Below are 15,068 nucleotides of genomic sequence, written 5' to 3' on the forward strand. Positions count from 1 at the left end.
GAAGTCTACAAGACTCTTCACTCCCAAAATTTGCTGTAAAATTGAATAGATTCATCGCTCTTTTTTTATCAAATATAAGCCTTTTATTTAATTATGGGTAATTGCGGACAATCAATTTAACTTTAATAGATTTGAAAGTTCTGGTTTTTCTCCAACAATAAAAAAACTATCAACCATCGCAGAATATTCATCGATAAACTTTGCAATTGTATTTCCTTTTTCAAAACCACCAAACGGACAATAATCAGGATGATAAAATTTTACACTGCCATAATCTACCGCAAAACTTTGATGCGTTTCTGATAACGAATACCAAACTGGATTATCTAATTTTTTATCGTCTTGTGTTTTCAGAATAAGTAGTTTTGAGGGGTTTGTTTTGGAGTATGAAAATGATACTTGAGCTAAAGAGGATGATTCTTATTTTTATGATTTTATTTTACTAATTCTTAAAACAGCATGTAGGGTTGCTAAATAATAATAGAATATCCAACTATACCAAATTGCTTTATCATAATTTGTTTTTTGGTCGACATTATGATGTCTTATTCCAAAATTATTTGCAATATTAAAAATATCATTTTCATCTTTTTTATCTAAATGTTTTTTTATTTCTGGCCTAACATATTCTAATACATCTGCTAATTCTCTAATAGCTTCTTTCCTGTCATCTAAAGTTGATTTGTAACGTCTGAACTTTGTAATTGATGCATTGATTTTATTGGATATATTATCCTTATCATTTGTAGGAATATCAGCTTCAAATAAGTTAGAAAGTCCATTATCAGATAAAATTAGAATCTCTCCATTTTCGGAAATTTCAAATCCGTTTTTATATTCTCTTAAAATAGGATTAATCATTTCTCTAAAATATTTTTGTCCTTCAAAATCATTAAATTCATCATAATGATTTCCACAATCATTCCAATTATGATAATGAGCATTTAATCCTTTTGAAGAATGGTCATGTAAAAATTCTAAAACATCAAAAAAATCATCTTCTGAGTAATCATTTAAATATGTATAAATAGGAAATAGATTGTGTTTACGTAAATTAATAAAAACATATGCATCGATTTGATCTCCTAATTGTCCTTCAATAAATCCATCAGTACAATCAATTCCAAAGTATTTTTGAAAGTAACCAGCTCTATCTAGAATTTTATATGACATCAAAAAAAGTTGTTTTAGAACTTCAAAATCTATTTTGCTATCAGGATTTATTTTTCCTGTACGAACTGAATAATAATTTCTTTTAATCATTAATTTTTGATTCTTTTTTATCTATTTAGACTTTATAAAAAACAACGTTTATTACTTTCTCAAATATAAGATTTATTTCACAAAACCATCCTACACAATCTTCACCGAAGTCATACTCAAGGAACCCGCCAATAACTTATCATTAAACAAACTCAGTTCTTCCGATTTTCCTTTTAATCCCAAAGTGTAAATCAAAGGCAAATAATGTTCCGGTGTAGGAATCGCTAATTGGAACGCCTTGCTTTGTTTTTCAAAATCAATCAACGGTTGGAAATTTCCATCTAGTAAATAATTGTTTACTGATTCCCTAGCTTCAATTGCCCAATCGTAACCGTAATTGTCTTTATCGAAATTGTGATAATCGACCAACCTTAAATTATGCACAATATTTCCGCTGCCTACAATCAGGATTCCTTTGGTACGCAACGCACTTAGTTTTTGAGCCAACTCAAAATGGTATTGCCCGGATTTTGTATAATCAATACTCAACTGAATCACGGGAACATTCGCTTCGGGATATAAATGTTTAATGACACTCCAAGCACCGTGATCTAAACCCCAATGTTCGTCCAGCTCTACTTCTAGCGGAGTCAACAATTGTTTGGTTTCTATCGCTAATTCCGGACTTCCTTTCGCAGGATATTGCACGTCAAACAATGCTTGCGGAAAACCGCCAAAGTCGTGAATAGTTCGGGGCATTTCCATTGCGGTAACCTTTGTTCCTTTGGTAAACCAATGCGCCGAAATACATAAAATCGCATTCGGTTGCGGCAACGTTTTAGCCAAATTTCGAAAACCCGTCACAAACTGATTTTCTTCAATGGCATTCATCGGGCTTCCGTGTCCTAGAAACAGTACCGGCATTTTTTCGGTATTCGAAAAAGAACCTGAAATTTTATGTAAGTCGTTTAATGTGTTCATAATAAATATGTTCTATTTACTCTTGATTATCCGTTCGTTCTATTAAGTCCCAAAGATTGCCATAAATATCAGCAAAGACAGCTACTTTTCCATACGTTTCCAAAATTGGTTTTCTAATAATTTTAACTTTATTATCCAATAAATTTTGATAATCTCTTTCAAAATCATCAGTGTTCAAAAATAGAAAAACGCGACCACCTGTTTGATTTCCAACTTTTTCTGACTGTTCTTTATTTGTCGCTTTAGCCAGAAGTAAACTAAACCCAATTGCACCTTTTGGAGCAACCAAAACCCATCGCTTTGTATCATTCAAAACGGTATCTTCAATTAAATCAAAATGCAATTTTTGAGTATAAAATGCAATGGCTTCATCATAATTAGCAACAACCAAAGCAATATGTGCTATTCTTTGTTTCATTATTCTTAAAATTATTCTACAAAATTCTCATCTTTAAATCCTATCAAATATAATTTATTTTTTGCTCGGGTCATTGCAGTGTACAACCAGCGAATGTAATCTCGATTGATGCCATCCGGCAAATACGGTTGTTCTATAAAAACGGTATTCCATTGTCCACCTTGTGATTTATGACACGTAATTGCATACGAGAATTTCACTTGCAAGCCATTGAAATATTCGTTGGCTTTTACTTTTTGGAATTGTTTGTACTTCGTTTCGCCTTCGTAATCTTTCAACACTTCCTGATACAATCTATTGGATTCTTCATAGGTTAAAGATGGCGATTCACTTTTTATGGTGTCCATTAACAATACCGTTTCAAATGGAATCTGATTGGGGTAATCAATCATTCGTATTTTTACTTTGGCAAACTTAAAACCGTACAATTCTTTGATATTGAAAATTTCTAATATTTCGATAATATCACCATTGGCAATAAAACCGGCTTCATCAGAATCTTTCAACCAAAAATAATTGTTCTTTACCACCATCAGGAAATCGCCTGTGGAAAGTTCGCTTTCTTTATCGAGGATTTTAGTTCTGATTTGCTCATTATATTGATTCGCCCTTTTATTGGAACGAACAATAAACGCGGTATCTTCAATACTATAATTACTGTAGGCAGAATTGATGGCATCCTGAATATCATACCCATCAGTCAACCGAACAATATCTTTGAATTTCTTGACATCAAATTTGAATTCATCTATAAAGGAATCTTTTAATAATTCCCGAAGTTCAGTTGCATTATGCAAAATCCCGGAATTTTCTTCCTGACGCATGACTTCGTCCAATTCTATATGTTCTACTTCCTTATCATAATTCATTCCCAAAGTACGAATGTCCAAAGCCGGACTGATATCTAAATTCACCGGAGGCAACTGAGCGGTATCTCCCAATAAAATCATTTTGCAATTGGTTCCCGAATATACATACGAAATCAAATCATCCAATAAAGAACCGTTCTCATATAACTTAGAATCGGAATTGGTATCCGAAATCATCGAAGCTTCATCGACTATGAAAATCGTGTTCTTATGTTTGTTTTGTTGCAACGTAAACGAAACGCCACCACCGGAAGATTTCTTGGGAAAGTAGATTTTTTTATGAATCGTAAAAGCAGGTTTGTTCGAATAATTAGCAATCACTTTTGCCGCACGACCTGTTGGAGCCAACAGGACATATTTTTTATTGATGTCCAATAAACTGTTTACAATCGTAGAAATTACGGTTGTTTTTCCAGTTCCTGCATATCCTTTTAATACGAAGATGGTTTTATTATCCGTTTCGGTTAAAAAAATAGCAATTTTTTGAAAAAAAATATCCTGTTTATACGTGGGTTGAAAAGGGAACTTTTTTTGTAAAAGACTATAAAACAGGGAGGAATTCATTTCGTATTATTTGACTGCAAAGTAAAGAATGTTTTTTCAATTTCAATGCCAATAGCAATTTCAATTTTCAATTACTACTATTGATTTTTGCCATTGCCATTGCAATTGATATTGTTATTGATTTTAAAATTTGTAAGTTTGCGTTGTTGAAAAAATCAATAGTATTATGAACATAGCCGAAAAAAAATATAAAAAACTTTCCATTCAAGTTTCCTTGACGGGACTTTCTTTTTGTTGTTTTGACACGCTAAATAATACAGTAACTTCCTTTAACGAAGTGCATTTTGAAACCTTCCACAAAGCCACAAAAATTGAAGATTTGTTTGCCGATGCTTTTAGAGATTATCCAGAATTAAAGGATTCGTATGATGAGATTTTGGTGATTCACAATAACAACCTTTCTACTTTTGTTCCGGAACCGTTATTTGACGAAAACTTTTTAGGCAGTTATCTCCAATACAACACTAAAGTTTTTGAAACCGATTTTTTCGCTTTTGATGAAATTCCAAACTATCAAATGAATGCGGTTTACATTCCGTATGTGAATATCAATAATTTTTTCATTGACCAATTTGGTGCTTTCGATTACAAACATGCCAATAGTATTTTGGTTTCCAAATTATTGGTTGCTTCCAAAAATAAGGATGATAAAAAAATGTTTGTACATATTAATACAGGTCATTTTGAAATCATTGTTGTTCAGAACCAAAAATTATTGCTTTTCAATTCTTTCGACTACAACACGCCGGAAGATTTCTTGTATTACATTTTATTTACGGCAGAGCAATTGAATTTAAATCCCGAAAACTTCCCATTGGAACTAATCGGAAATATTGATACCGAAAGTGATTATTATAAAATCGCTTACAAATACATTCGCAATGTTTCCCTCATAGATGTGGAAGATTTGCGATGGAACAATTATTTTTCTGAGGCCGAAAACAGAAATCATTTTATACTTTTCAACTCATGAGAATCATTTCAGGAAAATACAAAGGAAGACGCATTTTTCCACCAAAAGGATTACCCGTTCGTCCCACAACCGATATGTCTAAAGAAGCATTATTTAATGTTTTGAACAACCATTTCAGTTTTGAAGGTCTTAAAATATTAGATTTATTCGCAGGAACCGGAAACATCAGTTACGAATTTGCCTCAAGAGGAAGTACGCCAATCACTTCTGTTGATGGTGATTTTGGTTGTGTAAAATTTATCAAGCAAGTCGCAGCCGAATATGATTTTAATATTGCTGCCACAAAAAGTGATGTTTTTACCTATTTAGAAAGATGTAAAACGTCTTATGATATTATTTTTGCAGATCCACCTTATGCTTTGGACCAAAAAACTTTCGAGAAAATTATCTTATTAGTTTTCGAAAAAGAATTGCTTAATGAAGAAGGAATGATGGTAATTGAACATTCGAAATATACCAAACTGGATCACATGATTCACTTTTCGTTCCAAAAAAGTTACGGAGGTTCTATTTTTAGTTTCTTCGAAATAGGCTCTGGTGATAAAGAAGATTCTGAAAACGAATCAGACCAAAACGATGGTGAAGAAGAATAGTTTTAGCTATTTATTTTTTAAGATAGTTTCTCCAATATTTTCTTATATATTGGAGTAGTAACTCCATATTTCAAACCTTCTTTTACAACATATTCAGTCAAGGAAACTACTTCGGTATTTCTTCCTGCCAATAAATCTCTGTGCATCGATGAGGTAGCATCTTTTGGAGTTTTTTCCAGTTTGATAATTGTTTGAGCAACAATATCATTGGGCAACGCTAGCCCTTTTGCAAAAGCGACAGCAGTTATCTCGTTTAACAGTGAACTATAAACTGCTTTATTTTCAGGATAATTCAAAATTCCTCCTATGTTTTGGTTCAAATACGAAGTTGCTGAAGCCAAAGCGGAAATAAAAATGAACTTTTCCCAAACCGTTTCCTCTATATTTTCTACAAGATAACTTTCGATATTAGCATTTTCGAAAATGGATTGCAATTCATTCAACTTAGAAACCGGAGCATTTTTAGAACCAAAAAATAGTTTTTCATAAAGGCCTATTTTCTTGATAATTCCCGGAGATTCAATCATCGAAACAATATACACACAACCTTGCAAAACCGTATTTTCAGGAAATAGTATTTGTATGCGTTCCGTGGCATCGACACCATTATATAAAGGTAGGATTATCGTGTTTTTGATAATGCAGTTTTTTATGGATTCAAAACTGGTTTCGATATCATAGGTTTTAGTCGCACAAATAAGGTAATCGAGTTTCCCAATTTCATCTGGATTATTGGAAACCAAACTAGGGAAAACAATTAGTTCTTTAGTATCAGCAATAATTTTCAATCCATTTTGGACTATTGCTTTTTGGGTTTCACCACGGGCAATAAATACAATTTCAATAGCATCTGATTCAAAATAAGCTTTGGCTAATAATCCTCCAAAATAACCACCTACTCCACCGAGTCCTAAAATCCCAATTCTTGTTTTCATACCTGCTATTTAAAAATTAAACCATTAAGAAATTTAGAAAATTAAGCCTTGCGACTTAATGAAACTTAATTTCTTAATGGTTCTCTTTTAGATTTCACAATCCTTACTTTTATTAAATGGTTTAATAAAAAAATGCAGACCTATAAGCCGGATTCTGTCTCCGATAAATCAGAGCCTTATCATTTATCTAGATCCCGAATTACTTCGGGACTCAAGCTATCTACCCTTCAGCAACGAACGAGACGCCCTTAAATGCTGATATACTTGATATTTCACCGCATAGAGTTTACCTGGTTTCACTACAGCATTACCTGTACATACTTTCTGTTGCACTTGTCCTAATCCGATTACTCGAACCGACGGGAGTTACCCGCTATGCTTCCCTATGGTGTCCGGACTTTCCTCCCTCTTGATTGCTCAAAACGGCGATAAGGCGGTCTGCGGTGCGAAATTACAACAATTTTTCATGTATCTCAATTTTAGATTATTTACTTTAACAACCATTTCACAATGACTTAATAATAAAATAGTTATCTTTATAAATAACAATTAATCTTCCATTAATCATGAAACCAACGTACCATTATACCACCGTTATAGAAGCTTTAGAAGATTTAAAAGAAAAAGGTTTTACCTATGATTTTAATATTCATCAGGATGATATTAAAGCAAATCCACATAAATTTGAAGTAAATCACGTATATCGCTATGAAGGAGATACTGACCCCGGAGAAGAATCTGTGGTTTATGGTATCAGTGCTGCTTCTGGAGAAAAAGGAGTTTTTGTAGCTGGTTTTTCCGCAAATTCAGATAATGAAGCTGCGCTTGTTCTGGAAAAATTATGCATTGAATCCAGTGGACAATGCAAACTCTAATTATCCTATAATTTCATATTTTAAGAAATAGAACTTCAAGAAATTTAATTATTTAAGTTCGATGCTACTTTCCGAAATCATAATAGAGCGGATTAAGAAAGAAGGACCAATCTCTTTTCGGGATTTTATGGAGATGGCATTGTATTATCCAGAATTAGGATATTATAATTCGGCCCTAAACAAGATTGGATCAGATGGTGATTTTTACACCAGTGCAAATCTTACTGCTGATTTTGGCGCAATGATAGGACGCCAAATCGAAGAAATGTGGCAAAACTTAGAAAAAAAACCTTTTAAAATTATTGAATATGGTGCTGGAACCGGTTTATTGTGTCATGATATTTTAGATTATCTCGAAAACAACATTCCTTTATATGAGAACCTAACCTACTGCATTATCGAGAAAAGTACCAGTATGCGGGAGATTCAAAAGAAACATTTACGCAAAAAAGTAAACTGGTACAACTCCATTAAAGATATCCCTGAAATTAACGGCTGTGTGTTATCAAATGAATTGATTGATAATTTTTCTGTTCATCAGGTAATTATGGAAGAACAGCTTAAAGAAGTGTTCGTTGATTACAAAGATGGTTTTATTGAAATTTTAAAACCTGCAAAGACTGAACTTATTCAATATTTCGAAACATTAAATGTACAATTGCCTGAAGGATTTCGAACAGAAGTCAATTTGGAAGCCGTATCTTGGATAAAAGAAGTTTCTCAATCTTTACAAAAAGGCTATGTAATCACCATCGATTATGGTTCATTATCGGCTGAATTATACAACAATCGGAGAAGTTTCGGGACACTCCTGTGTTATTATAAACATCATAAAAGCGATAATCCGTATCAGTTTATTGGCCAACAAGACATCACAACTCATATTAACTTTTCAGCTTTATCTCATTGGGGTTTACAATACGGGATAGAGCCTTGTGGAATTGTGAATCAAGCAGAATTTTTGTTGGCATTGGGTATAAAAGAATATCAAAATTCAATATTAAATAATAATCCAAATAATGTAGCATTAGCCATGCAAGAATCACTTATAAATTATAGATTATTAATGGATATGGGTTTGAAATTCAAAGTATTAATACAACAAAAAGGAGTTTCGGAATATCCACTTTCGGGATTGAAATTTTTAAATTCTTCAAGAGCTTTAAACACTTGAAATTACAATTTATCAGGAGTAATTTATTCTTCTGTTCGCTACGCTCGTGTCCAGCTATCCGTTACAATCTTATTCGCCGAACCCCCGCTCATAATGATTTCTACTTTTATCTGGGCTAGGAAATTTGGCATATAAAAACCATTTGAAAAATTATAAAATCTTTCAATCCTTAAATTTTTCCATCATTAAATTAAAACCTATATTTGCTTTCGAATAAAAATTCTATGGAACAATTTGTTGTATCGGCTCGTAAATATCGTCCTCAAACATTTAAAGATGTTGTAGGACAAAAAGCCATTACCAATACTTTATTGAATGCCATAGAAAGCAATCACTTAGCTTCGGCATTATTATTCACAGGACCTCGTGGCGTTGGTAAAACAACTTGCGCCCGTATTCTCGCTCGAAAGATAAATCAACCGGGGTATGATGATCCAAATGAAGATTTTGCTTTTAATGTTTTCGAATTAGATGCTGCTTCAAACAATTCCGTTGATGATATCCGTAATCTAATTGACCAAGTTCGTATTCCGCCACAAACGGGACAATACAAAGTGTATATTATTGATGAGGTTCATATGTTGTCTTCGGCCGCTTTTAATGCTTTCTTGAAAACATTGGAAGAACCGCCAAAACATGCCATTTTTATTTTGGCTACGACCGAAAAACATAAAATTATTCCAACGATTTTATCTCGTTGTCAAATATTTGATTTCAAAAGAATTACCGTAAAAGATGCTAAAGAACATCTTGCAGAAGTGGCCACCAGTCAAGGTGTTAACTTTGAAGATGACGCTTTGCATATTATTGCTCAAAAAGCAGATGGCGCGATGCGTGATGCTTTGTCCATTTTTGACCGAGTAGTTTCTTTTTGTGGAAAAGATTTAACACGTCAGGCAGTTACGGAAAACTTGAATGTGTTGGATTACGAAACATATATTAATACCACCGATTTGATTCTGGAAAACAAAATTCCAGATTTACTAATCGCTTTCAACGATATTCTTGCCAAAGGATTTGATGCTCATCATTTTGTATCCGGATTGGCTTCGCATTTTAGAGATTTATTAGTTTCTAAAACGCCCGCAACTTTATCTTTATTAGAAGTTGGGGAACAAGCACAACAAATGTATGGCGTGCAAGCGCAAAAATGCAGCCAAGACTTTCTTTTAAAAGGAATCGAAATTGCAAATGATTGTGATTTAAAATACAAACTGAGTCAAAATCAACGACTTCTTGTTGAACTTTGTCTGATGCAACTTGCCTCTATCACTTTTGATGGAGAAAAAAAAAAGTTGAGCAATATATAATTCCACCTACTTATTTTAGAAAGATCGATTATTCGATTGTAGAAAGTCCAAAAGCTAAAATAGAAAGTATTGTAAACACTCCAATTGCAGCGACAGTTCAAGAAAAAGAACCGGAAGCTATAGTTAGTGCTCCTTCAATTCCTGTTCCAACTCCTACAGTAAAAATCGAGATTCCACAATCTAACGAACCTAAGGTTTCTGCGTTTTCATTATCGAGTATCCGTGCCAAAAAAGCATTGGAAGAAAGTACTAGAGGAATTGTAAAAGAAGTGGCACATTTGCCAACAGAATCTTTTACCGAAACAGAAATGTTACTGCATTGGAACAAATATGCACAACGTTTAGGAGATAAAGGTTATAAAATTATGGAGTCGTTATTGCTAATTAACGACCCTAAACTAAATGGAACTGCCATCACGATTGAATTGCCAAATGAAGGTTCTAAATTAGATTTTGAAAAAGAATTGAATGGACTTTTAGGACATTTAAAAGGGCATTTGCACAATCACGACATCACAATTGAGGTTATTGTGAATGAGAGTATTGAAAGTAAAAGAAGCTTTAACGACCAAGATCGCTACAACAGACTTCATGAAATAAATCCAAATATTGAACTTTTACGAACAACATTTGGATTAGATTTAGATGCTTAAGATAATTAACTCTGAAGAAAATTATATCTTTCCATAATACATCGCTTTTACAATACCATCAGAAAGTCCAATTTTAGGAACATAAATATTTCTTGCTCCACTCCATTTCATGGCATTCAGATAAATTCTTGTAGCAGGAATAATAACATCGGCACGATCCGGATTCAAACCTAACTCTGAGATTCTTTGTTCATACGAAAGTGAATTCAAGAAAGCGTATTGGGAATTCATATAAATATACGACAATGGTTTTTCTTGTATTTTTCCGGACATCTTAAACAGCTTATTAATATTTCCGCCAGATCCTATTAAAATAACTTCATCGTATTCTTCTGTATTTGTCTTAATCCATTTTTCAATTTCATCCCATACTACATCACAAACCATATCATTTAGTAAACGTACGGTTCCTGCTTTGAATGATCTTGAATTTATCATTTTACCATTAGAAAATAAGGTAAACTCTGTACTTCCACCACCAACATCTACAAAAAGATAAGTCTGGTCCGTTTTTAATAAATGATGCAAATCAGTTGAAGCAATTATTGCTGCTTCTTTTTTACCATCTATAATTTCTATTTTTATATCGGCTTTTTTCTTAATCAGTGCTACAACTTCCTTACCATTATAAGCTTCACGCATAGCTGAGGTTGCAAATGCCATATAACGTTCCACTTTATGCACCTTCATTAAAAGATTAAAAGCTTTCATAGCATCACACATTCTTTCTAAATTCTCTTCTGAAATTTCACCGACAGTGAAGGCATCTTGACCAAGACGAATTGGAACACGCACTAATGAACTTTTGTTAAACTGCGGCTCTTTTCCTTCTTGTTCTACAATATTCACAATCAATAAACGCATGGCATTAGAGCCAATATCGATTGCTGCATATTTTTTTATTTTAATCATTTTGGATTTGATTCGTTTATTCTTTTAGTAATTAATTGGTCTATTTATTAATTCTAAAATCAAAAAATTATTGAAATATTAAACTAAACTTGAACAAATAATTATACTATTTTTTCCGTTTTTGACTCTAATTCAACTTTACTCTGATAGTATTTGTAAGTTTCTAATTGCGCTCTAAAAACAGGATTATGATTTCGGACTCTGTATTTATTATCTAATTTATAAGAATGAAAACGGGCTTTTACATTCCCTTTCCAACCTATATCGAAGTTGTCAATTAACTCATTTTTTATTTCCTGATCGTATATTGGACAGGTAACTTCAACACGACCATCGAGATTTCTGGTCATAAAATCAGCTGATGAAATATAAACTTCAGTTTGTCCAGCATTACCAAAAATATAAATCCTAGAATGTTCTAAATAATTATCTACAATACTTATAGCTTCAATATTATCGCTCATTCCTGGAATTCCTGGTATCAAAGAACAAATTCCTCTTACTTCAAGTTGAATTTTCACTCCTGCTCTACTCGCTTCATATAATTTATCTATCATTTCAAAATCAGATAAACTATTCATTTTTAGTTTTATATGCGTTTTCCTTCCTGCTAATGCATGCGTAATCTCTCTATCAATTAATTTTATAAATCGGCTTCTGGTGTAATGCGGAGAAACAATAAGATGTTTGTAGCGATGTACTCTATAATTGATGTCAAAAAACTCAAATATTCGCATGATATCTTTCAGAATTTGTTGATGACTCGTAAAAAGAGTTACGTCAGTATACACTTTTGCAGTAGATTCATTGAAATTCCCTGTCGAAATAAAGCCGTATCGTCTTATTTTATTATTCTCATTTCTTTCAATAACACATATTTTACTGTGAACTTTTAGTCCTTTTATTCCAAAAATTAACTCGATGCCTTCTGTTTGCATTTGCTCAGCATACGAAATATTGGAAGCTTCATCAAAACGAGCTTGCAATTCGATTTGAACGGTTACTTTTTTTCCGTTTTTGGCAGCATTTATAAGAGAACTGATGATTTGAGAATTTTTGGCCAATCGATACAAAGTAATTTTAATTGAAGTTACTTTTGGATCTAATGCCGCTTCACGCAAAAACTTTGTCAGATATGAAAAGGATTGATATGGAGCATTTAGTAAATAATCTCTTTCGCTTATTTTTTCTAACATACTGCCTTCAAGACTCAATCCAGGAATTGGCAAAGGATCATTGGTTTTGTATAATAAATCGAATCGACCCAGGTTTGGAAAATTCATGTAATCGCGTCTGTTATGGTATCTCCCGCCAGGAATAATACTGTCAGTAGAAACGATTTTCATTTTATCAAGAAAAAATTGCAAGGTATCTTCTTCTATTAATTGGTCGTAAATAAAGCGAACCGGTTCACCAATTCTACGGTCTTTAACACTCAATGATATTTTTTCAATCATACTTTTGCTTAAATCACTATCGATGTCTAATTGAGCATCTCTGGTAATTTTTATCATGTGTGCAGAAACGCTTTTGTAGTCAAAAATATTGAAAATACTGCTCAAATTATGTCTAATCACGTCATCCAGAAGTATGATATAATGCTTTTCATTATTAGATGGTAAAACAACAAAACGGTTAATTGTTTTTGGAATTTCGATTACGGCATAACGAACTTCAGAATTTTTATTCATAACCAGTTTAATGGCTAAATATCCCGAAGTGTCTTTCAACACGGGAAATTCTGCTAAATCATTCAAAATTATGGTTACTAATTCAGGACTTAGTTTTTGAATAAAAAAGTCTTTCAAAAAGATTTCCTGCTCAATTGTAATATCATTTTCAGTAATAATAAATATATTTTCAGTCTCAAGTTCAGCTTCAATAATATTTAATATTCGCAAACTTTCTGATTGTTGTTGGATTACAATTTCAGTTATATCTTTTACTAATTGCTGAGCAGAAATCCCTCCAAGATACTTTTCTCCAGTGATTCCTGTAAGACTTAATCGTCTTATAGCGGCGAAACGAACTCTGAAAAATTCATCTAAATTATTCGAAAATATACCTAAAAATCGTAATCTGTCTAATAGTGGAACTGAATTATCACCAGCTTCTTGAAGTACTCTGGCATTGAAAGCTAACCAACTTTTTTCTCTATCAATGTATTTATATTCTAATACTTTATTCATCTTAAATCTTTGGGAAATATTGTTTTTTTTATTTTACCTTTTTTAATTTTTTTCCAATCATCGGTATCAAACTTCATGGATACAAAACCGCTTGTAGGAATATTATCAAAATAATCATCCCCAAATTTATTAACAAAATTTGTAATGGCACCATTATGTCCGAAAACAATAACACTTTCGAAAAGATTACTGCATGATTTAATAATATCCTCCAGTTTTTTCTCATCAAAGGTATAAAGGTCGTCATTGTAAACGATACTTTCCACAGGATAAGTTAAATTTTGAGCAAAAATTAACGCTGTGTCTGTTGCCCTTTTTGCGGTACTAGCCCAAATAATATATGTTTTGGGAATAAAATCTTTAGCATAAACAGAAACAAGATGTGCATCTTTCATCCCTTGACAAGTCAAACCACGATCTTTATCGTGCATTGGGACTTCCCAGCTTGATTTTGCATGCCGAACTAAAATTAGATTTTTCATACTAATACTATTTATTTATCAATGGCATTGTATCAATTTCTTTAAAATTACAAAATATTTTTAATTCTATCTTTTTAAAATACGAATTTGAAATAGAAAAATATTTTAAAAGGCGGATTCAAGTCATAAATGCAACATGACCATTATTATTTAATGAATGACTAAAAACTTCGTTTGGGGTTTTGTATCCAAACCTTTTCCTGGTCTGTTGTTTAATTTATCTTCCGCATTTTGTACTTGTTTGTCTGTTATATTTTCGAAGCTCATTCCTTTTGGGAAAAACTGCCTAATTAACCCGTTCATGTTTTCATTTGAACCTCTTTCCAAGCTGTGATAGGGTTTTGCAAAATAATAATCCACTTCTAAGGTCTCGCAAACCTTTTGATGGTAAGCAAATTCCTTTCCATTGTCAGATGTAATACCATTTAAACTTTAAAAATACTGGAAAAAGCTCTGATGCAAAAATCATACCCTGTAATAGATTTTATCAAATTTCCATATAGTTCATTTATTAGGTTATCCATTTTGTCTTCAAGGGTTTCCAAAGTATCAAATAGTTTCATTGCCATCTTGTCTTTCATCCATTGCCTAACTTTCTCTGCGGGATTTAATTCAGGGCAATAAGGCAGAATTGGCATTAGTACTATGTTAGCTGGAAGCACTATATCTTTAGTTGAGTGAAATCCTGCATTGTCGATCACTATAATTTTAAGTTCTTCAGGCTTGTGCTTACTAAACTCTTCCAAATATTCGACAAACAATTCTTTACAAACGCCAGTTGTTGTCATACAAAAAAATTCTCCCGTAATAGGAGAAAACTCCCCCATAACCATTTGTATTTGTAGTTATTTGTCGAGTTTCACAACGTTGTTGATGTGAGTTGATTTAATTTTGATTGAAATTTAGGATATTATTTTTAAATTGATTGGGTGTTATT

General features: G+C 32.5%; 17 protein-coding genes and 1 other RNA gene. 6 read left to right on the plus strand and 12 right to left on the minus strand.

Annotated elements, in window-relative coordinates:
- Positions 1-426: 426 nt before the first annotated feature.
- The 4 genes from QLS31_RS14925 to QLS31_RS14940 all read right to left on the minus strand — a co-directional run bounded on the left by QLS31_RS14925 (position 427) and on the right by QLS31_RS14940 (position 4,035).
- The gene (locus tag QLS31_RS14925) at positions 427-1,263 is read right to left on the minus strand and encodes a hypothetical protein (RefSeq protein ID WP_282744506.1); all 837 of its coding nucleotides are present in this window, start codon (positions 1,261-1,263) and stop codon (positions 427-429) included.
- Between the two features lie 90 nt (positions 1,264-1,353).
- Entirely contained in the window at positions 1,354-2,184 is an 831-nt protein-coding gene (gene ygiD, locus QLS31_RS14930; protein WP_282744507.1) for a 4,5-DOPA dioxygenase extradiol, read from the minus strand.
- A 16-nt stretch (positions 2,185-2,200) separates the two neighbouring features.
- Positions 2,201-2,602 carry a VOC family protein gene (locus QLS31_RS14935; protein ID WP_282744509.1) on the minus strand — a complete coding sequence of 134 codons (402 nt, stop codon included), beginning with the start codon at positions 2,600-2,602 and terminating at the stop codon, positions 2,201-2,203.
- 11 nt (positions 2,603-2,613) lie between these two features.
- Positions 2,614-4,035, minus strand: a complete 1,422-nt coding sequence (locus QLS31_RS14940; protein WP_099715613.1) for an AAA family ATPase — start codon at positions 4,033-4,035, stop codon at positions 2,614-2,616.
- A 166-nt stretch (positions 4,036-4,201) separates the two neighbouring features.
- On the opposite strand from QLS31_RS14940, the gene QLS31_RS14945 reads away from it, so the two are divergent.
- Both QLS31_RS14945 and QLS31_RS14950 read left to right on the plus strand, forming a co-directional pair.
- Complete coding sequence (locus QLS31_RS14945) at positions 4,202-5,008, plus strand: DUF3822 family protein (protein WP_282718201.1); 807 nt, start codon at positions 4,202-4,204, stop codon at positions 5,006-5,008.
- Positions 5,005-5,601 (plus strand): RsmD family RNA methyltransferase, encoded by a 597-nt coding sequence (locus QLS31_RS14950; RefSeq protein ID WP_121341989.1) that lies wholly within the window; start codon positions 5,005-5,007, stop codon positions 5,599-5,601. The genes QLS31_RS14945 and QLS31_RS14950 overlap by 4 nt, the downstream gene beginning before the upstream one ends.
- A gap of 17 nt (positions 5,602-5,618) precedes the next feature.
- Here QLS31_RS14950 and QLS31_RS14955 read toward each other — a convergent pair whose 3' ends face one another.
- Positions 5,619-6,536, minus strand: coding sequence for a 2-dehydropantoate 2-reductase (locus tag QLS31_RS14955; RefSeq protein WP_282744510.1), 918 nt, complete (start codon positions 6,534-6,536; stop codon positions 5,619-5,621).
- 127 nt (positions 6,537-6,663) lie between these two features.
- An RNA gene (gene rnpB / locus QLS31_RS14960) (RNase P RNA component class A) lies at positions 6,664-6,981 on the minus strand.
- Positions 6,982-7,102: 121 nt separating this feature from the next.
- Between rnpB and QLS31_RS14965 the strand changes: the two genes are divergently transcribed.
- The 3 genes from QLS31_RS14965 to dnaX all read left to right on the plus strand — a co-directional run bounded on the left by QLS31_RS14965 (position 7,103) and on the right by dnaX (position 9,895).
- Positions 7,103-7,411, plus strand: coding sequence for a hypothetical protein (locus tag QLS31_RS14965; protein WP_282713065.1), 309 nt, complete (start codon positions 7,103-7,105; stop codon positions 7,409-7,411).
- Positions 7,412-7,472: 61 nt separating this feature from the next.
- A complete protein-coding gene (locus tag QLS31_RS14970; protein WP_282744511.1) occupies positions 7,473-8,585 on the plus strand; it encodes an SAM-dependent methyltransferase in 1,113 nt (370 codons plus the stop codon).
- A 224-nt stretch (positions 8,586-8,809) separates the two neighbouring features.
- Positions 8,810-9,895, plus strand: a complete 1,086-nt coding sequence (gene dnaX / locus QLS31_RS14975) for a DNA polymerase III subunit gamma/tau (protein WP_099715620.1) — start codon at positions 8,810-8,812, stop codon at positions 9,893-9,895.
- A 97-nt stretch (positions 9,896-9,992) separates the two neighbouring features.
- Here the strand turns inward: dnaX and QLS31_RS14980 are convergent, their stop codons facing one another.
- Positions 9,993-10,124, minus strand: coding sequence for a hypothetical protein (locus QLS31_RS14980; RefSeq protein ID WP_282744513.1), 132 nt, complete (start codon positions 10,122-10,124; stop codon positions 9,993-9,995).
- A 7-nt stretch (positions 10,125-10,131) separates the two neighbouring features.
- On the opposite strand from QLS31_RS14980, the gene QLS31_RS14985 reads away from it, so the two are divergent.
- Positions 10,132-10,548: a DNA polymerase III subunit gamma/tau gene (locus QLS31_RS14985; protein ID WP_233206906.1), complete on the plus strand. Its 417-nt coding sequence runs from the start codon at positions 10,132-10,134 to the stop codon at positions 10,546-10,548.
- A gap of 21 nt (positions 10,549-10,569) precedes the next feature.
- Here QLS31_RS14985 and QLS31_RS14990 read toward each other — a convergent pair whose 3' ends face one another.
- The 5 genes from QLS31_RS14990 to QLS31_RS15010 form a co-directional block, all read right to left on the minus strand.
- Entirely contained in the window at positions 10,570-11,460 is an 891-nt protein-coding gene (locus QLS31_RS14990) for an exopolyphosphatase (RefSeq protein WP_282713070.1), read from the minus strand.
- Positions 11,461-11,561: 101 nt separating this feature from the next.
- Positions 11,562-13,649: a polyphosphate kinase 1 gene (gene ppk1, locus QLS31_RS14995; RefSeq protein ID WP_099715623.1), complete on the minus strand. Its 2,088-nt coding sequence runs from the start codon at positions 13,647-13,649 to the stop codon at positions 11,562-11,564.
- Positions 13,646-14,131 (minus strand): histidine phosphatase family protein, encoded by a 486-nt coding sequence (locus QLS31_RS15000; protein WP_282718196.1) that lies wholly within the window; start codon positions 14,129-14,131, stop codon positions 13,646-13,648. Before QLS31_RS15000 ends, ppk1 begins: the two co-directional genes overlap by 4 nt.
- Positions 14,132-14,281: 150 nt before the next feature.
- Positions 14,282-14,551 (minus strand): IS30 family transposase, encoded by a 270-nt coding sequence (locus QLS31_RS15005; RefSeq protein ID WP_282744520.1) that lies wholly within the window; start codon positions 14,549-14,551, stop codon positions 14,282-14,284.
- A gap of 5 nt (positions 14,552-14,556) precedes the next feature.
- Positions 14,557-14,958 (minus strand): transposase, encoded by a 402-nt coding sequence (locus tag QLS31_RS15010; RefSeq protein WP_282744514.1) that lies wholly within the window; start codon positions 14,956-14,958, stop codon positions 14,557-14,559.
- Positions 14,959-15,068: the final 110 nt, after the last annotated feature.

This window comes from Flavobacterium sp. XS2P24 (assembly GCF_030010285.1).
Classification (GTDB): Bacteria; Bacteroidota; Bacteroidia; order Flavobacteriales; family Flavobacteriaceae; genus Flavobacterium; species Flavobacterium algoritolerans.